Annotated in this window: 26 protein-coding genes and 1 other RNA gene; 14 read left to right on the top strand and 13 right to left on the bottom strand. The window is 37.9% G+C overall.

The features are described 5' to 3' along the window. Positions 1–23 precede the first annotated feature (23 nt). Entirely contained in the window at positions 24–1,316 is a 1,293-nt protein-coding gene (locus EHQ58_RS16670) for a malic enzyme-like NAD(P)-binding protein (RefSeq protein WP_135625047.1), read from the bottom strand. Positions 1,317–1,446: 130 nt separating this feature from the next. On the opposite strand from EHQ58_RS16670, the gene EHQ58_RS16665 reads away from it, so the two are divergent. The 3 genes from EHQ58_RS16665 (at position 1,447) to EHQ58_RS16655 (ending at position 4,948) form a co-directional block, all read left to right on the top strand. Continuing rightward, positions 1,447–2,157, top strand: coding sequence for an MIP/aquaporin family protein (locus EHQ58_RS16665; RefSeq protein WP_135625046.1), 711 nt, complete (start codon positions 1,447–1,449; stop codon positions 2,155–2,157). Then, positions 2,154–3,788: a 7TM diverse intracellular signaling domain-containing protein gene (locus EHQ58_RS16660; RefSeq protein WP_135625045.1), complete on the top strand. Its 1,635-nt coding sequence runs from the start codon at positions 2,154–2,156 to the stop codon at positions 3,786–3,788. Before EHQ58_RS16665 ends, EHQ58_RS16660 begins: the two co-directional genes overlap by 4 nt. 68 nt (positions 3,789–3,856) lie before the next feature. After that, a complete protein-coding gene (locus EHQ58_RS16655) occupies positions 3,857–4,948 on the top strand; it encodes a WD40/YVTN/BNR-like repeat-containing protein (RefSeq protein WP_135625044.1) in 1,092 nt (363 codons plus the stop codon). 126 nt (positions 4,949–5,074) lie between these two features. Here the strand turns inward: EHQ58_RS16655 and EHQ58_RS16650 are convergent, their stop codons facing one another. From EHQ58_RS16650 to EHQ58_RS16630, 5 genes are read right to left on the bottom strand one after another with little or no spacing between them, the layout of a single operon-like run. Beyond that, entirely contained in the window at positions 5,075–6,064 is a 990-nt protein-coding gene (locus tag EHQ58_RS16650) for a M14 family zinc carboxypeptidase (RefSeq protein WP_135625043.1), read from the bottom strand. Positions 6,065–6,067: 3 nt separating this feature from the next. After that, positions 6,068–6,463, bottom strand: a complete 396-nt coding sequence (locus EHQ58_RS16645) for an LA_2478/LA_2722/LA_4182 family protein (protein ID WP_246047409.1) — start codon at positions 6,461–6,463, stop codon at positions 6,068–6,070. Further along, positions 6,460–7,188: an OmpA/MotB family protein gene (locus EHQ58_RS16640; protein ID WP_135625042.1), complete on the bottom strand. Its 729-nt coding sequence runs from the start codon at positions 7,186–7,188 to the stop codon at positions 6,460–6,462. The genes EHQ58_RS16645 and EHQ58_RS16640 overlap by 4 nt, the downstream gene beginning before the upstream one ends. Further along, on the bottom strand, positions 7,185–7,838 hold the full coding sequence (locus EHQ58_RS16635; RefSeq protein WP_135625041.1) for an FFLEELY motif protein: 654 nt from the start codon (positions 7,836–7,838) through the stop codon (positions 7,185–7,187). Before EHQ58_RS16635 ends, EHQ58_RS16640 begins: the two co-directional genes overlap by 4 nt. Further along, positions 7,835–8,971, bottom strand: coding sequence for an LIC13341 family surface-exposed protein (locus EHQ58_RS16630; RefSeq protein ID WP_135625040.1), 1,137 nt, complete (start codon positions 8,969–8,971; stop codon positions 7,835–7,837). Before EHQ58_RS16630 ends, EHQ58_RS16635 begins: the two co-directional genes overlap by 4 nt. Before the next feature lie 100 nt (positions 8,972–9,071). Here EHQ58_RS16630 and ssrA point away from each other — a divergent pair. From ssrA to EHQ58_RS16610, 5 genes are all read left to right on the top strand, one after another. Continuing rightward, positions 9,072–9,422: a transfer-messenger RNA gene (gene ssrA / locus EHQ58_RS16625) on the top strand. A gap of 694 nt (positions 9,423–10,116) precedes the next feature. Continuing rightward, positions 10,117–10,686, top strand: coding sequence for a hypothetical protein (locus EHQ58_RS18785; protein WP_167883665.1), 570 nt, complete (start codon positions 10,117–10,119; stop codon positions 10,684–10,686). Between the two features lie 28 nt (positions 10,687–10,714). Beyond that, the gene (locus tag EHQ58_RS16620; RefSeq protein WP_135625039.1) at positions 10,715–11,056 is read left to right on the top strand and encodes a glutathione S-transferase family protein; all 342 of its coding nucleotides are present in this window, start codon (positions 10,715–10,717) and stop codon (positions 11,054–11,056) included. Positions 11,057–11,111: 55 nt separating this feature from the next. After that, a complete protein-coding gene (locus EHQ58_RS16615; protein WP_135625038.1) occupies positions 11,112–11,459 on the top strand; it encodes an ArsR/SmtB family transcription factor in 348 nt (115 codons plus the stop codon). Beyond that, positions 11,437–11,955: an SRPBCC family protein gene (locus EHQ58_RS16610; protein ID WP_135625037.1), complete on the top strand. Its 519-nt coding sequence runs from the start codon at positions 11,437–11,439 to the stop codon at positions 11,953–11,955. The genes EHQ58_RS16615 and EHQ58_RS16610 overlap by 23 nt, the downstream gene beginning before the upstream one ends. Before the next feature lie 35 nt (positions 11,956–11,990). Here EHQ58_RS16610 and EHQ58_RS16605 read toward each other — a convergent pair whose 3' ends face one another. Both EHQ58_RS16605 and EHQ58_RS16600 read right to left on the bottom strand, forming a co-directional pair. Continuing rightward, on the bottom strand, positions 11,991–12,992 hold the full coding sequence (locus EHQ58_RS16605) for an NADP-dependent oxidoreductase (RefSeq protein WP_135625036.1): 1,002 nt from the start codon (positions 12,990–12,992) through the stop codon (positions 11,991–11,993). Positions 12,993–13,017: 25 nt separating this feature from the next. Further along, positions 13,018–13,821, bottom strand: coding sequence for an SDR family oxidoreductase (locus EHQ58_RS16600; RefSeq protein WP_135625035.1), 804 nt, complete (start codon positions 13,819–13,821; stop codon positions 13,018–13,020). 137 nt (positions 13,822–13,958) lie between these two features. Between EHQ58_RS16600 and EHQ58_RS16595 the strand changes: the two genes are divergently transcribed. The 3 genes from EHQ58_RS16595 to EHQ58_RS16585 all read left to right on the top strand — a co-directional run bounded on the left by EHQ58_RS16595 (position 13,959) and on the right by EHQ58_RS16585 (position 16,202). Next, complete coding sequence (locus tag EHQ58_RS16595) at positions 13,959–14,378, top strand: winged helix-turn-helix transcriptional regulator (RefSeq protein ID WP_135625034.1); 420 nt, start codon at positions 13,959–13,961, stop codon at positions 14,376–14,378. A gap of 199 nt (positions 14,379–14,577) precedes the next feature. Continuing rightward, positions 14,578–15,003, top strand: a complete 426-nt coding sequence (locus EHQ58_RS16590) for a DoxX family protein (protein WP_135625033.1) — start codon at positions 14,578–14,580, stop codon at positions 15,001–15,003. A 44-nt stretch (positions 15,004–15,047) separates the two neighbouring features. Further along, positions 15,048–16,202, top strand: coding sequence for a sialidase family protein (locus EHQ58_RS16585; RefSeq protein ID WP_135625032.1), 1,155 nt, complete (start codon positions 15,048–15,050; stop codon positions 16,200–16,202). A gap of 239 nt (positions 16,203–16,441) precedes the next feature. On the opposite strand, the gene EHQ58_RS16580 is transcribed toward EHQ58_RS16585, so the two are convergent. Then, positions 16,442–16,849, bottom strand: a complete 408-nt coding sequence (locus tag EHQ58_RS16580) for a hypothetical protein (RefSeq protein WP_135625031.1) — start codon at positions 16,847–16,849, stop codon at positions 16,442–16,444. 151 nt (positions 16,850–17,000) lie between these two features. On the opposite strand from EHQ58_RS16580, the gene EHQ58_RS16575 reads away from it, so the two are divergent. Beyond that, positions 17,001–17,447, top strand: a complete 447-nt coding sequence (locus EHQ58_RS16575; protein ID WP_135625030.1) for a MarR family transcriptional regulator — start codon at positions 17,001–17,003, stop codon at positions 17,445–17,447. A gap of 247 nt (positions 17,448–17,694) precedes the next feature. On the opposite strand, the gene EHQ58_RS16570 is transcribed toward EHQ58_RS16575, so the two are convergent. The 4 genes from EHQ58_RS16570 to EHQ58_RS16555 all read right to left on the bottom strand — a co-directional run bounded on the left by EHQ58_RS16570 (position 17,695) and on the right by EHQ58_RS16555 (position 20,277). Beyond that, a complete protein-coding gene (locus EHQ58_RS16570; protein ID WP_135625029.1) occupies positions 17,695–17,964 on the bottom strand; it encodes a hypothetical protein in 270 nt (89 codons plus the stop codon). A 418-nt stretch (positions 17,965–18,382) separates the two neighbouring features. Then, positions 18,383–19,111, bottom strand: coding sequence for a DUF4386 domain-containing protein (locus EHQ58_RS16565; RefSeq protein WP_135625028.1), 729 nt, complete (start codon positions 19,109–19,111; stop codon positions 18,383–18,385). Positions 19,112–19,121: 10 nt separating this feature from the next. After that, on the bottom strand, positions 19,122–19,592 hold the full coding sequence (locus tag EHQ58_RS16560) for a hypothetical protein (RefSeq protein WP_135625027.1): 471 nt from the start codon (positions 19,590–19,592) through the stop codon (positions 19,122–19,124). A gap of 7 nt (positions 19,593–19,599) precedes the next feature. Continuing rightward, entirely contained in the window at positions 19,600–20,277 is a 678-nt protein-coding gene (locus EHQ58_RS16555) for a hypothetical protein (protein ID WP_135625026.1), read from the bottom strand. 177 nt (positions 20,278–20,454) lie between these two features. Here EHQ58_RS16555 and EHQ58_RS16550 point away from each other — a divergent pair, with 177 nt between their 5' ends. Both EHQ58_RS16550 and EHQ58_RS16545 read left to right on the top strand, forming a co-directional pair. After that, entirely contained in the window at positions 20,455–21,570 is a 1,116-nt protein-coding gene (locus EHQ58_RS16550; protein ID WP_246047408.1) for a helix-turn-helix domain-containing protein, read from the top strand. Between the two features lie 338 nt (positions 21,571–21,908). Beyond that, positions 21,909–22,664, top strand: a complete 756-nt coding sequence (locus EHQ58_RS16545) for a hypothetical protein (protein WP_135625025.1) — start codon at positions 21,909–21,911, stop codon at positions 22,662–22,664. Positions 22,665–22,667: the final 3 nt, after the last annotated feature.

Here is a 22,667-nt window from a genome sequence, read left to right as displayed (position 1 = left end):
CTGAATGGGCTTTTTTTTTGTTTTTAAGTGGCTGATCCCACAAGCTTTTCTCTTTGGTGGGCCATGATGTTAGCCAGGATGGCTTGGTATTCTTCTCTTCCAGGATAGCCAATTTGGGAGACACCTGATTTCACTGCCGCTTCCGCAACCGCAGGCGCAACGCTATAAAGGACTCGTGCATCTAAGGGTTTCGGAATGATGTAGTCTTTATTGAATTCGATATGCTCTAAGCCGTACGCTTCCGCCACTTCTAAAGGAACTGGTTCTTTCGTTAACGCAGCAAGCGCGTAGGCGGCAGCTAATTTCATTTCCATATTGACTATCTTTGCTCTAACATCAATGGCACCTCGAAATATAAAGGGGAAGCCAAGAACATTATTCACCTGATTCGGATAATCACTTCTACCTGTTGCCATGATCAAATCTTCCCTGACGGCTTTCGCATCTGGATAAGGAATTTCGGGATCTGGATTGGCAAGAGCAAATACGATCGGATCTTTCGCCATCGACTTAATCATATTTGGTGTTACGACGTTCGCAACAGAAACACCAATAAATAAGTCCGTGCCTGGAAAAATTTCTTCCAAAGTCACTGCATTTGTTTGGCGCATAAAAGGAATTTTGGATTCATGTAAGCCAGTACGTTTATCTGTGATGACTCCTTTCGAATCTAACATAAATATTTTATCATGATCCACTCCAATTCGCGTAAGCATCTCAGCAATCGAAATCGCGGCCGCACCTGCACCGTTGATCACAACTTTTAAATCTTGAGCTTTTTTACCCGTCAATTCGAGAGAATTGAGTAAGGCTGCCGTACAAATGATGGCTGTTCCATGCTGGTCGTCATGGAAAACGGGAATCGCCATTTGAGCATCTAACGTTCGCTCGATATGAAAACACTCTGGAGCTCGAATGTCTTCTAAATTAATCCCACCAAACGTTGGTTCTAGGGATTTTACAATTTGAATGAATTTTTCTGGATCTGTCTCGTTGACTTCGATATCAAATACATCGATACCGGCAAATTTTTTGAAAAGTACGGCCTTACCTTCCATAACAGGTTTTCCCGCTGCCGCACCGATATTCCCTAAACCAAGAACTGCGGTTCCATTCGAGATGATACCGACCAAATTACCCTTGTTCGTATATTCATAAACCATCTCAGGATTTTTTTCGATTTCCAAACATGGGAAAGCAACTCCAGGAGAATACGCAAGCGATAGATCATAGCTGGTTTCAGTGGGTTTTGTTGGGACAATTTTTGTTTTTCCCTTTGGAAAACTAGAGTGGTACTCAAGAGCCTTATTTTTCATGGTCGATTTTTCCAATATTTCAGATTCTAGAGAAAATCCCAGAAGAAAATCCTCTGAAAAAAATTGCATTTATGATTGCCAATCATCCTCTATGTCCCTTTAAATTATCGAAATCAAAGGTGTTTTTTAAATGAATGAATGGACAGGCGAATTTTTCGGGACTCTTGTATTAATTCTATTAGGTGACGGAGTCGTTGCTGGCGCACTTTTAGAGCATTCCAAAGCAAAGAATTCTGGCTGGATTTCCATCACAGCTGGTTGGGCGCTCGCCGTCATATTCGGCATCTTTGTAGCAAAAGCATTTGGAAGTCCGGGGGCACATTTGAATCCTGCTGTCACGCTTTCTGTCTGCATCCAAACGGGTGATTTTTCAAAACTACTGCTTTATATCTCGGCTCAAATATCCGGGGCTTTTTTTGGAGCACTTCTTGTATACCTTCACTATCTTCCCCATTGGAAAAAAACCACAGATCCAAGCTTGATTTTGGCAGTCTTTTCGACCGATCCTGCCATTTCATATACGATTGCAAATTTTCTTAGCGAAGTGTTTGGGACGATTGTACTTGTAATTGGCATTCACTCAATTTTCGCGCCATCTAACAATGCTTTGTCTCCCGCATTTGGTGCCTGTCTAGTCGGGGCTTTGGTGTTTGCAATCGGGCTTTCTATGGGAGGAACAACAGGTTATGCCATCAATCCTGCTAGAGATCTTGGTCCAAGGCTTGCCCATTATTTACTACCTATCCCCAACAAAGGAACCTCCAACTGGAAGTATGCCTGGTTACCGATACTTGCTCCCATTGCAGGGGCTGGAATTGCTGCTTCCCTTCTGATGTTATGACTAAAATCCTACTTTTATTCATACTAGTCATCGAAACTTACAGTAAGTTAGATGCGTATGAAAAAAAAGTAAGGCCAGAATCTTGTTCAGAGGCGATTCCCTTATCGTCCTATCTTTCTCGTACACCGATGGCTTTGACTTTGGAAGATCCAACGGGAGCCGAGTCAGCCGAGGAACTTGTTACAATACCAAAAAAATGGCGAAAAGTCAATTTGCCTTACCTATTGGGTTTTACGAAAGCAACTCATTGGATCTGTCTCAATATTTTGAATGATACAAACAATGAGACCTTTTATTTAGAAAATACTGCACCTTATGTAGATCATGTTGAAATTTTCCAATTTTCGGAAGGAGAACTTATTTCACATAGAATAGATGGTGATAAATATCCACTTCGCAAATCGCCTTTTCCCCATTATCCGAATCCTGTATTTGATATCTCACTTCCAAAAAATAAAAAATCAAAACTGCTCTTAAAGTTTTCTGCTGAATCTAATTTATTTATCGATCCACAAATATTTTCAGACTCAGAAATGCACCTTCAAATTGTAACCACCTATGGAAAGTTTTACGGTTTTTTTGGAATTCTAGTCATGATATTTTCTTTGAATATAATGCTATTCCTGAGAACAAGAAATACAAGTTTTCTGTATTATTCGATATATGCATTCTTTACTGCGATTTATCAATTTACCTATTTTGGGTTAGGCAAAGTTTATCTATGGCCAGAATCAGGATCTTGGAACAACCAGTGCATTGTCTTCTTTGGTTCTACCGCATTTCTTGGAGTCATATTATTCTCTAATCGATTTTTAGGGATTGCGAAAAGGACAAAATTTGTTTATCCAATTTTACTTTTTTTATCTTTCCTCATCTTAATCAACGCATGCACGAGTTTATTTTTATCCCTTCAGACTGCGGATAAAATTGTACATGTGTTGGGAACGATTACTTCATTTTTGTTGCTCGGTATAGGAATTTACGTTTGGAAAAAAGGTCTCAAGATCGCAAGGTTTTATATACTCGCTTGGTTTGCGCTCCTTATCAGCATTGTTCTTTTTAATCTATTTGCACTAGGTGTGTTAACTGACTCTCCCCTCGCAAGATACTCGGTCCAGATTGGTACTTTGATAGAGATGTTTCTTTTTAATTTTGCCATTGTGGATCGAATGCAAGAACTAAATGAAAATAAATATTTCAAAATGACTCAGGTAATTATTGGAGATAGAGATAAAGCAGATCATATTCCCAAAAAGTCAACGCGACTGCTGAATCTGGATCGTTCTTTAATATTAGAAAAAATGAAACTTCTCATGGAAGAGGAAAAACTTTACTGCGATGAAGACTTGAGCCTTAACAGACTATCCGAAATGCTGGGAATCCGTGCAGACCAGCTTTCGGAACTCATTAATGAAGAAATGAAAACAAATTTTTCTGGATATATAAATCAGTATCGGATCGTCGAATCAAAGGAATTATTGCGCACGGAGCCAAAAAGAAGTGTTCTATCCATAGCGTTTGCGGTAGGTTTTAATACTAAATCGAGCTTTTATGAATCCTTTCAGAAGTTCACAGGCATGAATCCCAAAGATTTTAGAAAAAATGTTCTCGTTGGAAGTTCGGATTCTTGATTCCAGGCGAATTCTAATATAAAAAGATTATAATTATTGCTTATGGGAAACGTCCCTAAGGAATCAATATGAAATCTGCTAATTTAAAGTTTCAGAATATTTTAAAGGGGATATTCGCTCTTTCCCTTCTACTCACTACTAGTTTTTGCCAAAAAAAAGAGGATCCGAACAAAGACGTACTCGGTCAATTTTTATTTTGGCAAACGATCCTTGCACCCTCCACTTCGAGTATACCAGCCAATGCGACTTGTCTGATTGTCGCAAACGGCGCAATCCTAGGCAATGCTGATTCTACTTACAAAGATTGGTCTGGAGCCAGGATAAGTAACACTTTTGGTGCAAAAGATACCGATGGAAATTTTATCTACGCTCAGGACGCAATTCATGATGGAACAAGTTGGTTTTTAGGAGAAGCTCTTGGAATCGTAAAATCGAACAGTTCTAACGGATGGCAAACTCTCACAAGGAGCCATGACTATATTTATGGCATTGCGACATCTGGCGGGACAACGATTGGGGTAGGTAGAGCCGGCCTCATATTACGATCAACAAATGGAACAACTGCTTCAGATATATCTGCTACAGGTGTTTCTCCAAATAATTTATCAACGATTGCTGTGGGAAATGGAACATGGGTAGCGGGTGGAAATTTAGCCAACCAAACATCATTCAATTCTTCGATTCTATATTCTACAAATAACGGAACCAATTGGACTGCTTCGACCAATAACAAAGCCATGGTTGTTGTAAAAATCATATATGCTAACTCTATGTTTGTTGCTGTGGGTGGTTCAGGCATTATAAGCACGTCAACAGATGGTATAACCTGGACCATACGCACAGGTGAAGACTCCTCATTTAATTTTAGTGATATAGCATTTGGAAATGGAATCTTCGTTGCAGTTGGTACAACCTCTACCCAATCCAGTCATTTCACTTCCACAGATGGCATCACTTGGACAAAATCAAATCGGGTACTTTTGAGATCTATTTCCTATGATTCGACAAATGCAACCTTTGTAGGTGTCCAGCCAACTAGTGCAAGTAACTCAATTTACACTAAAGTCTCTACTTCTAAAGATGGTTTGAGTTGGAGTAACGTAACTACTAGCTTTGGAATTTCAGAAACAATCTTCTTAGGCAAAATTCGTTGTAAATAAGTCTACGTATGGAGAAGGATTTTTTTCCTTCTCCACGAGAGTAAAAAAGTCGCACTCCAACATATAGAGGTTTTCGAGAAATGATCTCTCGTAACAACTGAGAGTTTTCTTAAGATGTTTTTAATTCTATAACCAATTGCCAAGTTTCGTCTTTCCAAGCAAAACAAAATCGCGTAGAAAATCTCTATATCCGACTATTGTTTCCTTTTTATTTTCAGGTGCCGGATTGAATATCCCACGTTTGCGAAAAAGTTTTGATGGATTTTCTTTTATATCTGACCATGTTCCAATTTCAAGTGTCAGAGGAAGAAAGCGAGAATTGATATTTTCATTTTTGGCAATGATCTTTTCTTGAAAATGATCATAGAATCTATCCCAAAGATCACCATGCGTCGTATACGTTTCGCTTTGCGGACCAAACCTGTATTTCGTGTGACCAAGTCTAGTTTGCATATAGTTTGCAATTTTCTCAAACAACTGAGTATCAACACAAGGTCGTTTGGTTCCTGCATAGGGCCACCAAACATGATCAACCGTTCCAAAACCAGAATGAAGGTCGAGCACAGGCATGATCGCATCTTCGGTGGAGAAAAAATATTTATGAACGTAACGATAAAGAGCACGTGATTCTGGTTCCAACGTTCTCCCTCTAAAATATGGTAGCTTCGCACTGAATTTCTGACCTCCAAACAGTAAGGGTGCAGATTCTGCTTCAACACCCGAGTTCCGCATCAAATCCACTCCTGCAGGATTTGAACGGGTTTTTTTGGCTACGCCTCCCGGATTCACGATCGGAACAACGATGATACCGACCTTACCTTTTTCAACATCAGCAAGGTAACCACTGTTCCGTTTATTGAGAATAAATTCTAAAAAATCGAGAAGAACACGGATACCAATCGTTTCAAGTCCGTGGACTCCCGCAACGATCCCCACAGGATTTTTTCGAATCGCCTTTTCCGTTCCAATTTCTATCGCATGAATGGGAAAGCGAAATCCTTCTTCGGTTTTACTCGAAAACCCAAATTGTTGTAAGCGAGCATTTTTACCACCTAGCTTAACAATTTCTAAAATTCTTCTCTCATAACGGTTGAGCCTTCTAAGTCCACGTAACATATATTAATTTACCTGTTGAATTTTTTTAAATTCGTTGCAGGCGGCTATGGTTTCAATGACACCTTTTTTAAGTGCTTCGCAGCTTGCAGAAAATATTTTTTCAGAACACTCCCGATAAGAGGTGATAATGATTTTCGGATCTCCACCAAGTAAGCGATAGGCATTACTATTTCTAAATTCTTTTTGGCAATTTGCTTCGTCTAATCGAGATTTCGTGAACTCCTTTAGCTTATCTGGAACACCAGGCCAAGAAGCATCGGCACAAGATCGATATTTCTCACAGATCCTGGATGTAATCTTCAATGACTCATCCTTCCATTCGGTGGCATCTATCCCTTTCTTTTTTTTGCAATTTGCAAATTGAAATAAAATTAAAATTATTACTGCTAAATATCTCACTTTATAACTTCCTTTTTTCGTATTAGAATCTCGATACGCTCGTCTTTTGCCTTTTTTTCTGGAGTATCATTTTCATTTGATTTTTGAAATACCGCATAACCCTGAACGGATACTTGTTCTCTAGGTATGCCAAATTCATTTACCATTTTTTCTGCAATGATTGAGGCTCTATGCGAATGGTAGTCCCAGGCATTTTGAAATTTTGACTTATCAATGCTTGATTCATAAGGAATTTGGACTCTTACGATAATATCTATATCCATTCCTTTTGATAATTCGGATAATTGTTTGAACGCAAATTGTAAATCCGGATCATCTTCTACAATATCTCCCTTTGCTAGATCGGGTGTGATAAAAGTTAACTTTAGCTCTTCAGCTTCTGCAAGTCCTAGTTTTAACTTTGCCTTGTCTTTCAATTCCTTCAATGCATGGCCGATACGTTCCCATAAGTGGAAAATCTCAGACTTTGGCTCCATACTATCGTCTTCTAATATGCCCACGCCCCCGTCGACAATTTGACCTATGGTAGTCACTTTTAATCCAAAACCCTTTTTGATATCTGAGGCTACTTCACTCAATTTTTTTGAATCAACTTTACTGATCGCATACAGAATAATAAAGAGACCTAATAAAAGTGTGATCATATCTGCATATGTCAACAACCAACGTTCTTGGTCATGTGATACTTCTTCTGTTTTCGATTTAGGAAAGCGAGGTCTTCTCATGACTTACCTTTCAATTCAGGAAAAGAATCATAGAGAAAATCCCATTCTCTCTCTTCTACCACTTTAAAGAATGCTTCAAAGGTATCTTTTTTTACGGGTAACGTTGCGTAGTAACCTTGTTCTATTTTTTCAAAAAGAGGATAGACACCTAACATTTTTGACATCATGGCTGCGGGTTTAATAATGTATCCGCTTATTGGTTTATGGGCAAGTTCAAAAAATTTCCTTAGATTAAAAAGAACTACTTCTAGTTGCTTCTTTCTCAGTCTGGCTTCGCCAAGGGCTTTATAACAAACTTTGTATTCGGACTGGCTAATCACTTTTCCTGGTTTCCATCCATTGCTTAGCAATAGTCTAGCAAGTTTGATATCAAGTTCATCTGTTATATGATTTAAATCTATCAATCTCTCCACGTTCTCGCGAGTTGTTTCTTTTAACATATGTTTTACTTTCGAATATGTTGTTAATGCCAACTCTTCTAACTCTTCTCTACCATCTAAATTGTAGACGGTTTCAAAAAAATAGCGAGCCATCCCAATCGTTTCTTCTTGATTGAAATAACTTGAATAGAACTCATGGAATCTTTCTACTTGCACGCGAACAACTTCAACATGAGCAAGAGTTTCTTCAGTGGTAAGGATTTCTTTCATTTTTGTTTTATTTCAAGTGGATATGTATAAAAACCTTGCTGATCAATTTCCGTTTTAGAAATAGAATATTGATTGGGTATGGAAACGATTTCTTTATAATACTTGAATGAGGATCTAAATAAGATTCTTGTATCGAGTGTTTTTAAGGGTCGATAATAAAAGCTCAGTCCGTATTTAAAGTTTGTGCCCCAAGCCTCCTTAGTAGCTTCCAAAAGTATATTCGTCGCTGGAATTTGACGGCCTTGGAGGATATTATATACCGTTTGACCTTTGTTATAAATGCGAACTCCTTGAGAAGTTTCTGATTTAGTGATTTCGGCATCATCGGGAAAGGTTAATGACAAATAAGTCACCGAGGCAAAGTTTCCTCGGTTTTTAAATTGTAAGGTGATTTTTGATTCTTTCCCAAGTTCCAACTTAGGTTGGATGTCCATAGAAATAAATGCCGGCACCGGTTGCATGGGTAAATTAGGGATCATTTCCCAACCATTAAATACAAATTCTTGCGAATAGTTTGGGCTTGAAGGGAATATTCGAATGGATTTATCTTTTGAAGAATATTCAAAATCCAATCTTTTCGTGCGAACCAATTCCTCATGTTCTTTTAATTGCAAACCATCTAAAATTTTTTTTCCTTTTCTATACCCGAAAGGAATTGAAAAAAGACCTAACGGTGGTTCTTCGGATAAAACTTCAAGGAATATGGAATTAAATGTATCACCAGCTAATTCATCGATGACGATACGACGAATACAGTCTCCTTCTAGTGTTTTTTTCTCTTTCCCTTGTAGTTTTCCTGGCTGCCATTTCAAAGCTTTCAAATCGTAATGGGATTCACCTAGACTGAGTAAATTGAATTCCTGTTTCCATTGGAAAATCCACGAGCCATTGATTTTTTTATAAACCGAAACCGCTTCCGCTTGGCCTGATTGCGAAAGTACAATGGACTCTAAATCTGGCTCCTCATCTAAATTGGCAACCTTCGAGCCTAAAATACGAACCGTCTTTTCCGTTTCGGCTCCATATAAGGCTTGTGCAACCTCCGAGGCCGACGGAGCGTCCGCTTGCTTGCAATACCCTAAAACGAGGGGAGCAGAAAAAATTAGTACGAGAATGCCTATTTTTTGCGACATAATATCAATCTCAAATCTCTCACTCACTTTGTCCAGATTCTAACCTTTTTTCCTTTTCAGTAAACATTCAACTCGTATTCTCCGTCTATAGTAATAGAACGGGGGCGACATTGGTTTCGACTGTTGTTGACTTGGGTTCAGTGGCACGTAGAGGTGAGGGTCCTGCTTAAAAACCTTCAAAACAATAACCGCAAATAACGAATTTGCTCTAGCAGCTTAATTTAAGCTCTACGGTTTCAACGGCTGTTTCTCTCGGTGGCCTAGAAACTGACACCTCTCGAGAGACTTTTCTATACTGTCTTCAGCTTCAGTAGGAATCGAACTATAAGTTGGATCGGAAGTGACCCCTGGTTGTAGGGCAAGTCCTTCCAAAATTTATTTACAACCTAAATGTGTAGAAGCTGTACTTGAGAACGATAGGACCTGGGTTCGAATCCCAGCGTCTCCAGAAATTATTTTTAAAAATCACCGACAAAGGCCAGGTCACAAAATCTCAGTTTGCTGGGATTCGAACGACCGCATCTGAGAGAAATGGTAGCTCGCGGACTGGGACACCCCAGTCCGCGCGCGTTAAGCCATTTCGACCCGAGCACACGAAGTGCGAGGGCAGATGCGGGACGGCCTGGAACGTGTTCGACCCGGATGGGAGAACCGCGGAGACCGAATCCCAGCGTCTCCAGCATGTTTCAGATTTTGTTGTTCGCGCTCTCTAGGCCATCCTTGGCCTAATGTCGCGCTCGTGCCCATCCGTGGGCACTGTTCACAACAAAATCTTCCACTGGCCTCTCGGACCGGATACAATAACAGACATTTATTCATTGGTCACAAAATCCCAGTTCGCTGGGTTTCGAACGACCGCGAGTGAAAGATGCAATAGCGACCCCGTGAAGGCTTCATAAAAGCCGGAAGCGAGGTTGGCGTAGCCAAGGGTGGAGAAGCGTAAACCTTTTTTCCCGAGGACAGGATGTCCAAGGGCACGAGCGGGACGGCCTGGAACGTGTTCGACCCGGACGGGAAGGCGACGGAGACCGAATCCCAGCCTTCGTGCAGCTGGGCGAGTCCCCTTTGGCGCCTGAGCTATGCAGGGCTGCGGTCGCCAAGCGACCGCTACGCGCCCTTACTATCCCTCTCGCGGAAGGAAGAGATTGGAGTTTCTGCTATTCTTCTTTTTGTTGGAAAATCAGCATAATGCATTTATTTCATGTTATACGGATAAATTCGAAACTAAATTTGGTAAGATCCCGACTTGGAAACTCATCGAGGTTGAAAAACTACTCAACTGCAGTAAAACAATCGCGGCTTTATTTGGAATGAATGAAAGGCTTCAAGTATTTGCATCTCCTGTTCACGTGACATCCTTGTCACGATTCACGAGCTCCGCATTCCTGCTTCGTTATAAAAGCAATGTAGAATCTATCACCAAAGTAAAGTCATATCAAAGTTTAACGATGTCGATTGATGAATTTTTGTCTCGCATGGTATTTTTCTTACCCAACAAACAGGAAAAGTCCGTGGGTGACTATGCCATATCCGTGAGACCTGTACGAAAAATTAAGCTCGAATCTCTCGCATCGAAATACACCAGAAGCATTTTAGAGCGACCTAGTTTTCCCGATCACTTCGATACTACTTCTGCCCCAAAAAATGCCAAATCCAGTGGCTTGGTCTCTTTAAGTCTCATTCAAATTTATGTCGTATTTTTTGCGAAGATATAGCCGTCTTTAAGCCAGTCTGCTTCCTATAATGGGCAATCTTTCGCGAATATCGGGCATCTCGATTAATTTTTGTGATTTGGTTCTGGTAAAAGCCTTACCAAAGTCCCAAGTGGTTGATATGGTGGAAGAACAACAGAATTCCAAAATATGGATTACTGGTGAAAACTTTTCTATGGCCGATTGTTCTGCTGTGCCAGCTTTATTCTATGCGGACACACTGCTTAGTTTTTGGGAGAGTCATCCGAAAACTGAGGCTTATTTTGAACGTTTATTGGAAAGATCTTCCGTTAAACGTACGTTAACGGAAGATGAACCAGATTTTGATATGGATCCGTTTTCTAAAAGAATTCACAAACGATTTCGAAAATAAAAATCTAAAAATAAAACTGAATGCAAAAAGATAGTAACTCGGATGTGATTAAATAATGAAATCTAAAATCTCAGGTTTAGAAAATATCTTTCATGCACTTTCCGATCGAAGTCGGTTGGGAATAGTCGAACAATTAAGTCACGAGTCGGCTTCCGTTAAAGAATTAGCTGAACCGCTTGGCATGGCATTACCTTCAGTACTTAAACATTTAAAAGTTTTGGAAGAGGGAGGAATTGTTTTTTCAGAAAAGTTAGGTAGGGTTCGCACTTACCAATTGGATCCAACAAAACTTTCGAGTATTGATTCTTTGATGGAAGAAAGGAAAGCTGCTTGGAACCGAAGTTATGATTGTCTTGGAAAATTTTTAATCGAATCATCGGATGAGAATTCCGACGGAGAATGAAAGGAAAAATACAGAAGCAAAACACTCTACATTTACAATTGAAAGAATTATTACTGCTTCTAAAGAAAGATCCTTTTCCACCTGGGCGAATGCTGATTCCAAACGAAGATGGTTTGCCTGCCATGATGATTGGAAAATAGTCGAATTCAACTTAGAATTTCGTATCGGTGGATCGGAATCCAATCTGGTGTTAACACCATCAGGAAGGCGGCATGTATTTGATGCACATTATTATGTTATAATAATAAACGTATTTATCATTTATTCGTTTTCGATGTATGTAAACGATATTCGAATTTCTGTTTCCTTAGTAACTGTTGTTTTTGAGTCACATGTCGAAAGTCGTAATAAAATGACTTTTACCGAACAGATTGTACTTCTTAAAGTGCTGGATAAGGTCAACTTTTCACTCGAGAAAGAAGTTCGTGGCCGGGTAGAATGTACAAAGGCAGGTTTTGATCGGCTAGATAAAGTGCTTAATGAAGGCTCTGAGTAAAGGAGCCTTCATTTTATCATTGTTTTTGCCCACATTTACCTTACTTTGATCACCGCTTTTCCTTTGGCTCGACCACTTTCTACATAGGCCAATGCTTCGTTTGTTTTTTCAAAAGGAAATACTTTGTCCACAATAGGGCGAATGTACCCAGAGTTGATAAGTCCCGAAATTTGGCTCAACTGTTGTCCTTCTGCTCTCATAAAAAGAAATACAAAACTTACCTTCAGTTGATTTGCCTTTTTCCTCACTCTAAAACTGAGGTATCGAAGAATCAATTTGATGAACCAAGGAGCTGCAATTTCTTCTGCAAATTTTGGATCTGGTGGTCCTGAGATGGAAATCAGTTTCCCACCTGGTTTCAGGATGTTTAACGATTTATTTAAAGTTTTGGCATCTTGGCTGTGTAAAACCAAATCATAATCTTTCAGTATGGTCTCAAAGTTTTCTGTTCGGTAATCGATAACAATATCTGCTCCCAGACTTTTCACCAATTCGAAATTAGACGAACTAGTGGTTGTGGCAACTGTAGCACCTAAATGTTTGGCTAATTGAATGGCAAAACTTCCCACACCACCTGAACCTGCTTGGATAAAAACCTTTTGTCCTTTTTTTAAGTTAGCCAATTCGACTAATGCTTGATAGGCAGTTAGTCCAACCAATGGAATTGACGCGGCCTCTTCCATGCTTATGTTTTTGGGTTTGAGAGCTAAGTCATTTTGATTGATAACAATTTGTTCGGCAAAAGTTCCAATCCTAAAGTCAGCGGGTCTAGAATACACTTCATCCCCAACTTTAAATTTTTTTACTTGTGTGCCAACTTTAACAACTTTACCTGCGACATCGTGGCCTAAAATGAGTGGAAGTTTATAAGGTAAAATTAGTTTAAAATCACCATTTTTAATTTTTGAATCTAGTAAGTTGACACCAGCAGCAAAAACCTCAACTAGTACCTCATCCTCATTCAAAACAGGTTCTGGCATTTCTACAAGTGTTAGGCCATTTTTTTTGTTATATTTTTGAATTACATATGCTTTCATATTTTTCCCCATTCATTAGATGAAATTATTTAAATTTTTTAATTTGTTTCAGAATGGAATTTTCAAAAAGTTTATATGCATAGTGTTGCATTGTAAGAATAAAGGATGCTCCTTGGCCCACTGGAAAATTAAATTTTGGATTTTTTAGATCTATAATTTTAACTACTGTGGAAACGACAGGTTCTGGGGAAGGGGCCTTATCAAATAAATCTTTTGCGAATGCTGCAATTTGTTTTCGAAACAGGTTATAATCATCAATTTTTATCTCGGATGGAACAGAGTTATTTCCAATGTTTGTTTTGAAAGCAAGTGGCTCTACCATACTAACTTTAATATTAAATCCACTTAATTCAAATCTTAATACTTTAAAATATCCTTCTAAAGAATGTTTTGAAGCAGAATAAAATGCTACGTTGGGAAGTCCGATGAGTCCGAGGAAAGATCCTACTGTGATGATTTTTCCTTGTTTCTGTTTTCTAAAATATGGTAATAGTTGATTTGTGATTTTAACTGTTCCCCAAAAATTAGTTTCAAACTGCTTTTGGCCTAACTCGATAGGAGTCTCTTCGGCAAGCCCGGTGACTAAATATCCTGCATTATTAATTAAAACATCTAGTTTGTCAGTATGTTTAAACAATCGTTCGCTGAAGGAATTTATCGATTGATCAGAGGAAATATCTAATTCAATCAGTTTAAAAGGTAAACTAGACTGATGACTCTCTGGATTACGACTTGTTCCGATGACTGTAAAACCATTCTTGTGAAGTTGATTGGCAATTAAAAGTCCGATACCCGAAGATGCTCCGGTGATTAATATTGTTTGTTTCATTGTTTTGATCTCGTTTATCTAAATTTTTTGTAGTAACATTGGATTTTAGTAATCATAAGCGAATTTACTTGCAAAATGCAAGTAATATTTGAATAAAAATACTTGTTTTTTGCAAGTATTTTCCAAAAAATCAATTTATGTCATCGAGTCATAAAAAAAGATCGGAATGCCCAATCAGCTGTTCTCTCGATATCTGGGGAGATAAATGGTCACTTCTCATCATTAGGGATATGATATTCTTTAAAAAACGTAGTTATGGTGATTTCCTGAAATCCGCGGAAGGGATAGCTACCAATATTCTAGCTTCGAGACTTCTGGCCCTGGAAGAAAACGGTCTCATAGAAAAATTAGAACATCCAGACAACAAAGTAAAAGTTTTATACAAGTTAACGCAGAAGGGAATTGATTTGGTTTCTGTATTTATCGAAATTTATATTTGGGCCGAAAAGTATTTTGAGATTCCCAAAGACTTAAAAACAAAGATAAAAGAAGTTAAGAATGATAAGGAAGAGTTTGTGAAAATGATCACAAAGGAATTACGAATGAATTCTTACTAATTGAAATTCATATTTAAATTGGATCGGAATCATGTTTTGTGAAATATAAAGGATTTAAAATATAGCCGTCTTTAAGCCAGTCTGCTTCCTATAATGGGCAATCTTTCGCGAATATCGGGCATCTCGATTAATTTTTGTGATTTGGTTCTGGTAAAAGCCTTACCAAAGTCCCAAGTGGTTAAAAACAGGAGAAAATCACATGGAAACATCATTTTTAAAGAAGATATTGCGAGTATTGCTCGGAGCGTTCATGACCTTGGCTGGTATTGGTCATTTAACATTCCAAAGGGGAGAATTCCAGGCTCAAGTGCCGAAATGGCTGCCACAAGCTCCTAATTTCATTGATTTCGTAGTATTGTCATCGGGGGTTGTTGAGATTTCCTTAGGACTAGCGCTTATCTTTTTAGTCAAACACCAAATCAAAGTAGGATTAACACTATCTCTCTTTTTCATTGCCATTTTTCCTGGAAATGTTTCTCAGTATATGAATGGCATAACTGCCTTTGGTTTGGATACAGATGATAAGCGTTTGGTTCGATTGTTCTTTCAGCCAGTTCTAATTTTATGGGCCTTATGGTCGACGGAAGCCTTAGCATACTTAAAAGCACGAATCAAAAAAACTTGAATTGATCGGATTTAAAAAGAGTTTTTAATCGTCACTATTCACTGATGATGCATGTTACTTTTTTGATCATTCTTGCGATCGCAATTAGCTCCTGTGATCGTTTAGATCCCTTTGGATCTAAGTTAAAGGAAAACAAAAATTATCAATTGAGTGTGCTTCTCTGCTATCTTCCGACTCCGAAATTAAGTGCAACGGAGCCCCTTATTAAATACGCAAGTGATCCTAATTTACTTGCCGCAAGTTTTGCTGAAAATGCATCTATGGAGTTTCCGAAAGCGAATTTTGCTGTGTCGGTAGACCGAGGTTCAACTTGGAAATTTTTTAATGTTTCAGAAACTATCCGAGATTTTTCAATTCTCTCTTCAGAAAAGTATTTTGTAATCAGCAACGAAGCTATAATTTTTACCTTGGACGGAGGACAGACTTGGAATAAAAGATCACATAACATAGATTTAGCCCAAGATCAGGTGATCACCTTATTTTCTGCAAGGCCAGAACGCCGACTGATTCTCATTTTAAGAAAAGTGAATTCTAATTATGTTTATACTTCAGTTGATGAGGGACTTTCTTGGAATCAAACAGTATTAAATGGAAATTTAATCAACGACGAATCCTTCCAAAATTCACGATCCCGCATTTTAACCTCCGCATCAAATACAAATGGAACTATTGGAAAATTCTATTTATATGAGAGTTCTGAAATGGGAGACCAATATCAATTGATCTTTGAAAAGGCCCTTGGCAATAATCCATCAAGCCAGGTTGTACCGACGCGGATCTATTTTGAAGACCAAAACAAAGGATATTTATCCGGAAACACTCTAATCTATAAAACGATGGACGGAGGATTGAATTGGTCTGAATTTTCAACATCATCTAGGGGTAGCATCTTTTATAGCGAAGGAAATGTTTTATTTTATGCTGCGAGAAATTTCATCCAGAAGTCAGTCGATGGTGGAAACAACTGGTCACGAATAAAATCAAACTTTTCCCTCATAAGATTTTATAATCTTAATTCTTTTTATGGTAAGGAAACTGGAAAAAATTTTGAAGCATATTATAATTCTTTTGATTCGGAGGGAATCGCTAACTCTAAACTAACTTTGAGTAATTGGAATGGATTTACGTATCAGAACAATGATTTCGCAATATGTCGAAAAAGTGATGAACCTTTGCCAGTGAATATAAATGATTTTTAAAGGATTAAAAGATAAATATAGTCGCCTTTAAGTCAACTGGATTCCTAAAATGAGCAATCTGTCGGGAATATCGGGCTTCTCAATTGATTTTTGTGGTTAGGTTCTAGAAAAAGGCTTACCGACTTCCTAAGTGGTAGTGATTAATATTGTGTCATTCTTAAAAACTAAATCTAACTAAGAGTATACTCTCCAAGAAGACAGAAGGATCCAGAACAGAATCCTGCTCTCTTCTTTCAAATTTAAAATCCAAATAAGCCGCAGATGAATTCAAAATGTGTGATGAGATAGACTAGCGGAATGATATTCCCAAAGATGATAGAAGGCAATAACCAAAGAAATAAAATGACAACAGATTTTTCGATCATAAATACGAAAAACGAAAATAGAAAGATTCCGATATAGAGATCAATCCCAACCTGGCGACCCCAGAGTAGCGGAAATATTTTCCTAAATGATTTTACAAAATTCTCCTTGAAAGAGCAGTAGATTGTATAAGCGACAAAAGACACCAAAGCTCCGAGGAGAATGTACTTAACATAGAGTAATTCCACTCGGAGTGGTTTTGCTTTAGGCAATTCTTGGAATCCAAAAGCATAACCCGAGAAGAGAAACAATAAAAGATATATCAATTTTGTTTGAATGTTCATAGGAACAAGGGATAACAAAGAAAACTGAAGTCAATTTCTCTGTTCTCTTCTATAAAGAAATATGTGTAAAATTATTTGACGTTTTATCAAATAATTTGATATTTATACTTTTGTAGTAAATGCGAATGTAAGTCATTTACTCGCTAATTCAATGAAAGAGAAAAAAAAGAGCTGGGTAAACTTATCTATACTGGTAGATGAAGTCAATCGATTGTTTTATAGAATGCAATTTGTCGAGGAAAGGACACACGCCTATGAAAATCTAGATTCTGCAGAAAGAAGTGTATTATTTCTTCTTGCCTCCGCAGAGGCGACCATTCCCGAACTAGCATTTATGAGAAATGTTTCCCGACAAAGGATGCACCAAATCATAAGTAAACTTCAAAAAAAGAAACTAATCGAAGCTATCTACAACCCACAACATTCTTCATCTTCAAAATTCAAACTTTCACTAGTTGGTAAAAAAATTCTAATGCGCATGTTGCAAAGAGAAAAGAAATTGTATAAAAATCTATTTCCGCTTCCCGATGATAGATTCATTTCAATTGCCAAAAGATTGAAAGAAATCCGAGAAACATTCGAAAATGTGCCATTTTAGAATAAAAAATCGCATGGTCATAGTTAAATCAAGAACTATGACTTCTTATTCGTGTATCAAAATTATTCTTAAAATTCAATGCCTACATGCACCGACCCATTCCATCCAGATTGCGCAAAGTGGTATTCATTAAATAGGATAGATGGATTACCCACATATCGATCATTCAATGTATAGGCAATATTTGGATAAATATAAACACCTTCAAATACACGATAGATGTACCCTCCCGAGATTCCTTTACTTATTACATTAAAACTTGGATACTATTGCACCTTGCTTCCCATTGAATCAAATTGTTATTTGATTGAGAGGATTCTACGACAGCATGGGGCATGTTGAATGCACCTCCACCCAATGCGATATCTAGTCCATTATCAAATGATTTCCTTACTATGCCCGAATAACCATTCAAAAAGTAGGCAGCCGTATCTCCTTCTATAGAAATAGAGCTAGCGGATACATGTAATGAAGTGATGGAAAAGATTAAGAAAAAGCGCAAGATTGTTTTATTCATAATGGTTACCATATTTATTAAAAAACTTTTGTTTGTTTTTCTAATTTAAAGAAATTTTTTTCTCATCATGTCGTCCATGGATGTTATACCGTCTGAGGTTGCCGTCATTTTCTCCAAGCCAGCCGCAGTAGATTGTGTCAGCACTTTCATATACTCAACTGCTGTTGAAACTTCCGTTATTGCGGTTTTCGAGTTTGTATCTACTTTATCAAAATAATTTTTTATTGGTCTAAGTTGGTAAACTAATACGTATTATAGGATTTGAGCAACAACAAGCGAAAAGATAAGACCAATTATTAACGCATTCAATTGTTCATCGTTCGGCTCAAAGAATAATACTATAAATGCGAAGGCCAATGGATTCAGAAAAAATAAATTTATGATCTGATTCCAAAGAAAATACCTCTTCGAAAAACTTTTATAAGACTGCATTGGTTTCCTCTTTTTTAAACATATAATATCCCAAGATGACCATCCACAACAACCAACAGAGACTTCCAATCAAACCAGCGAAAGGTATCTCGGAAATTTCTGGAATCACCAAGGATAATAATTCTGTCTGCGCAAGAATATAAATGATCGAGGAAAATAATCCGAATGATCCTAACCATTTTGGAAATTTTTTCTCTTTCAAGATGAGGACCGAATTGATTGCCATCCAAAGGATCGTAAACAATTGTCCCAGATGTTCGCCGATCAAAACTCCGAATAAATGATGGATCGTTTGAAATGATACTATGACGGCTTCTTTTGTACCGACAGTAGCGTTTATATCAGTATAGAGATTAGTTAATATTGGTACGACAAATACCCAGCGCAATAGGCCGATTAGCTGAAAGAACAAAGCTGAGATACCAAAAATTACTGCCACAAGGGCTGCGATTTGCGACTTTTCTTTTGTAAGTTGATAAAGAGCTAAATACGAATAAACAAGAGGTAAACCAGCAAATCCAAAAAACAACCAAGTCAAGATGAGGGAAGAACCTCCCTTTTGAAATTCGATTAAAATCTTTTCCGTTGGTTCCCGAAGTATATCTGGATACTGAAAATTCATGATTAGAATTGTATAGGGAATTTGAATTAGGAACGGAGTGATCAGAAAGATCAGACCTGCAAATTGATAAGTTTGTTTTGTTTGTTTGTCCATTTGTATTACCTCAAAAGAAAATTGAATAACTGATTCCAGGAGTCGGATTGACTTTTGTACTTTCGCCTTCGGCACCAAGAGCAATCACTCCCAATCGAAAGCTCAAACCCTCCCAAATCATCAATCGATAGCCAACCTCATACATAATTGTATCTTTATTTTTATAGTCTAAGTTGATGCCTTTCCCATAGGATAAGTAAGTATAAAATGATGAGGGCTGGTCAGAAGAAGAAAACGCTAGTTTGGTGGGTAAAAACCAATAACCCACACCTAATTTATAAAACTTAGTAGTGATGTCGGGTTCAAAATTCGTAACATAATAACCGCCATGGATAGAAATTTGGTCCCTTCTATATTCGCCACCAATCGAAGGCGCTCGAAAGAAGTTGATTGAGTATTCTTCCTTTGAAAACGAAGGTGAGGAAAATATTGAAGATTGGATGATAATAAAACCAATAAGAATAAAGATTTTAATTTTCATATAGAGCCTAAATCGTTTTATAGTAACCTAACGAAACGTTGACAAAGAGTCCATTGTCGTGTGCTTTGTGAAGGCCCATCACGCCGAATTTGTTTTCAAAAGCCTGAAGTTCAGGGGCGTCTGTCCAGATATTCGGCCAATAACGAACTGAGGGTTCGATCATTAAGCCTTCTTCACCACCTAATGGAAAATATCTGTAATACATTCCAAGTCCGACAGATCTAGTCCTATAGCGCGCGGTTGTATTCGGAAATGTATATTTTGCATCATACAATAATTCTGCGAGTACTGCTTTTTGAAGGGTCAGTTCTATTGGATTGGTTTGATTGTTCTGGTTGGGTAACCAGAACTCTGTTCCATTACCCTCAAAAGGTAAATCACTTCTAAGACCGAAAAATTGATTCAAAGCAAGTTCATCGAGTGTAGTTTCGGATTTTACTCGGTATAGGTTTTCTTTAATTTCCACACGAATGTCCCAGTTTTTTCGGATCAAGTACCCGATTCCGAACCCAGTGCTGTAAGGCGCATAAACCTTTAGGTTTTGAGCCTTTTCCTCTTCGGAGAGACCGATCCCACCTGAGGCATCATAACGAAGCCCTGATCCATGGGAGTATTCGAATACCATGGATTTTCCATAATATGTCACCGCTACATTTGCTCCCTGCAAGAGGAGTGGTTGGCTCAAACCCCCCTGGACAGATACCGCTTGAGACCGTATCGGCTGATTCATGACCAACAAAGAGAGAATTAGAAAGCAAAGAATTTTTGTATGCACTGTTTACCTCAATCGTAAGAGAAGCATACACCATACAAATTTGTCTGTCGTTCCACCCGATGGGAAGGCACCTTATTTTATAAAAAATTGGAAGAAACGCATTTGATTGGCTCAATCATTCTCAGTTCAGGGGCAGTACAATCCATTCTATTGGCATTGTACTTTTATAATAAGGCGAAATCGGGAAGACAACTCAGCCTCTATTTAGGACATTTTTTCGTTCACTTTACTTGTATCATGCTTTTGAATTTGGCTTACTTTACTGGCACTGTGAAAGAATTCCCACATATCATTAAAGCTGGTTATGTGCTGGGTGTTTTTTCAGCACCGCTATTTTATTATGCAGTGGTTCGGTATTTTGGAATACCCAAAGAGAGGAAGTTTTGGTTATCTATTTGCCTTCTACCATCGATCATTCTGTTTTTCTATTGCATTCCCTTTTTTTTACAGCCTGCTGAATATAAGCTTCACTATATCGCGATTGTTGCGAAAGGCGAATTGACATCGGAAGCAAGTCTTTTGCAAATTTTTACGATGGTCACAAATTTATTTATATTTGTCCGTGTCCATTTAAGATTTCGAGAAATTAGCAAAGACTTTTCAAAGTCTGCCGACCCTGAGATTGCCATATTTGGAAGATACACAGTAGTACTTGTTATCTGGCTTTTTTTGTCTACACTCTTGGCGATTTTATTTCCAGGCAAAGTTTCAGAAGGAATCACCAATATCGGCTTTTCATTCTGGATACTCGGATTTGCATGGCACCGCGTTTATAAAGATCAGATTCAAATTGATACTTCAGAAATCGTTTCCGATGATCCAAAATACCAAAAGTCTTTTCTAAAAGAGGATAAGCTTCAAGAATTAGGGATCAAATTGGAACAAATTCTTAGGAACGAAGAGCTGATCTTAGATAGTGAATTGAATCTCCGAAAACTTGCAGATTTGCTTGGAGTTTCTGTTCATCTAACTTCGCAAGTTATGAATCGGTATTTCAACCAAGGATTCATCGAAATCATTCGGACTCGTCGTATTGAGATTGCAAAAAGATTGTTATCAAGCTCTGATCTTCCGATTCTTAGAATTGGATATGAAGTTGGCTTTAATTCAAAAAATGCCTTCATTCGGGCATTCAAAGAGATAGAAAGTATTCCTCCTTCCGAGTATCGAAGATTAAATGGTCAGAAGAAATCGCAGATATAGGAGTCGCGTTAAACTGATAGGAATCAGCAAATTTGATTCGAATCTACTTCTACTCGGACATGGTCGAGTGGAACACGCGGTACTTGCGATGTGTACCGGGCGACATTCACAGCCATTCCTTTGGAATGAGTCGAGTTTACCTGTTAGTTGGCCATTTCCCAAGGATCTGAAAAATTCAGAAGTTGTTGCATATCACTTTCAGATTTATCATCTTCCGAGATTGAAGATTGATTTATAAAAAAAGATTAATGCTTTAACTGTATCGTATGGAAATATACATTGACTTTCTTTTTGGTATTTCTTAGCATACTAGGGATTTCAAATTCAAAGGATCACTCATGAAAACAATTTTCTCCTTCTTAATCATAGTAACTATGATTGGCTGCGCTTCGCATCCGATTACGTATAGCGGTAGTAAAGCATTGACGCCATACCCATTAAATGGAAAAAGTAAAATTTTACTTTTGACTTACATGTCAAATAAAGAGACCGATATCACCGTTTCGATCGCTAATACAAATCAAAAATATTACGCCGAGATTAAGGATGTTGCTTCATTATCCAAAGATTTACCAAAATCATTTTCAGCAAATGTAAATGCAGTTTTAGTTTCCAGTGAAATTTTATCATCGTCTCCTACATTCACTGCTCTTGATGAAAAATATAAATTTCAGAAAAATTATCTAAACCTAAATCAGGGAATGCTGATACTTACAGATGAGGATCTTTTACTGATACCGAAAATCGCATCAGAAACAAAAGTAGATGCAATACTACTTATGCGTGCAGATTTTAAGATCGTAACTATGGGAGATTTTACCGTAGATGTGCACGGTCTTTTATTTGATCCGAAAGGAAACCTATCTTATTCCAATACCGCTTCAGGCGGGGGATCATTTGCCAACGTTAGCGATGATTCACTAGACGGTGCAGGAGCGAAAGCTGGAGCCTTATTAAATGCACTTAATATGACTTTTGTTCATAACAAAACAACGGGCTTACAGCCAATATTAGTTGAGGCGACAAAGAAGGTGCTAGACCAGTATTTTGTCAATTTTGCAACCACAACTAACTTAGCCAAAAAAAAGAAATAATAT

Origin of the sequence: Leptospira ognonensis (assembly GCF_004770745.1) — a bacterium.
In the GTDB taxonomy this organism is placed as follows: Bacteria; Spirochaetota; Leptospiria; order Leptospirales; family Leptospiraceae; genus Leptospira_A; species Leptospira_A ognonensis.
This window is presented reverse-complemented; position numbering and strand designations above follow the sequence as displayed.

What these genes read in the sequence shown, in the direction of transcription:
- EHQ58_RS16650 (WP_135625043.1), bottom strand. Translation starts at nt 6,064, where the DNA reads ATGTTACGTGGACTTAGAAGGCTCAACCGTTATGAGAGAAGAATTTTA.
- EHQ58_RS16590 (WP_135625033.1), top strand. Translation starts at nt 14,578, where the DNA reads ATGGAAACATCATTTTTAAAGAAGATATTGCGAGTATTGCTCGGAGCG.
- EHQ58_RS16640 (WP_135625042.1), bottom strand. Translation starts at nt 7,188, where the DNA reads ATGAGAAGACCTCGCTTTCCTAAATCGAAAACAGAAGAAGTATCACAT.
- EHQ58_RS16565 (WP_135625028.1), bottom strand. Translation starts at nt 19,111, where the DNA reads ATGGACAAACAAACAAAACAAACTTATCAATTTGCAGGTCTGATCTTT.
- EHQ58_RS16545 (WP_135625025.1), top strand. Translation starts at nt 21,909, where the DNA reads ATGAAAACAATTTTCTCCTTCTTAATCATAGTAACTATGATTGGCTGC.
- EHQ58_RS16660 (WP_135625045.1), top strand. Translation starts at nt 2,154, where the DNA reads ATGACTAAAATCCTACTTTTATTCATACTAGTCATCGAAACTTACAGT.
- EHQ58_RS16615 (WP_135625038.1), top strand. Translation starts at nt 11,112, where the DNA reads ATGAAATCTAAAATCTCAGGTTTAGAAAATATCTTTCATGCACTTTCC.
- EHQ58_RS16600 (WP_135625035.1), bottom strand. Translation starts at nt 13,821, where the DNA reads ATGAAACAAACAATATTAATCACCGGAGCATCTTCGGGTATCGGACTT.
- EHQ58_RS16655 (WP_135625044.1), top strand. Translation starts at nt 3,857, where the DNA reads ATGAAATCTGCTAATTTAAAGTTTCAGAATATTTTAAAGGGGATATTC.
- EHQ58_RS16570 (WP_135625029.1), bottom strand. Translation starts at nt 17,964, where the DNA reads ATGAATAAAACAATCTTGCGCTTTTTCTTAATCTTTTCCATCACTTCA.
- EHQ58_RS16630 (WP_135625040.1), bottom strand. Translation starts at nt 8,971, where the DNA reads ATGTCGCAAAAAATAGGCATTCTCGTACTAATTTTTTCTGCTCCCCTC.
- EHQ58_RS16610 (WP_135625037.1), top strand. Translation starts at nt 11,437, where the DNA reads ATGAGAATTCCGACGGAGAATGAAAGGAAAAATACAGAAGCAAAACAC.
- EHQ58_RS16585 (WP_135625032.1), top strand. Translation starts at nt 15,048, where the DNA reads ATGATGCATGTTACTTTTTTGATCATTCTTGCGATCGCAATTAGCTCC.
- EHQ58_RS16665 (WP_135625046.1), top strand. Translation starts at nt 1,447, where the DNA reads ATGAATGAATGGACAGGCGAATTTTTCGGGACTCTTGTATTAATTCTA.
- EHQ58_RS16620 (WP_135625039.1), top strand. Translation starts at nt 10,715, where the DNA reads ATGGGCAATCTTTCGCGAATATCGGGCATCTCGATTAATTTTTGTGAT.
- EHQ58_RS16635 (WP_135625041.1), bottom strand. Translation starts at nt 7,838, where the DNA reads ATGAAAGAAATCCTTACCACTGAAGAAACTCTTGCTCATGTTGAAGTT.
- EHQ58_RS16560 (WP_135625027.1), bottom strand. Translation starts at nt 19,592, where the DNA reads ATGAAAATTAAAATCTTTATTCTTATTGGTTTTATTATCATCCAATCT.
- EHQ58_RS16580 (WP_135625031.1), bottom strand. Translation starts at nt 16,849, where the DNA reads ATGAACATTCAAACAAAATTGATATATCTTTTATTGTTTCTCTTCTCG.
- EHQ58_RS16670 (WP_135625047.1), bottom strand. Translation starts at nt 1,316, where the DNA reads ATGAAAAATAAGGCTCTTGAGTACCACTCTAGTTTTCCAAAGGGAAAA.
- EHQ58_RS16605 (WP_135625036.1), bottom strand. Translation starts at nt 12,992, where the DNA reads ATGAAAGCATATGTAATTCAAAAATATAACAAAAAAAATGGCCTAACA.
- EHQ58_RS16575 (WP_135625030.1), top strand. Translation starts at nt 17,001, where the DNA reads ATGAAAGAGAAAAAAAAGAGCTGGGTAAACTTATCTATACTGGTAGAT.
- EHQ58_RS16595 (WP_135625034.1), top strand. Translation starts at nt 13,959, where the DNA reads ATGTCATCGAGTCATAAAAAAAGATCGGAATGCCCAATCAGCTGTTCT.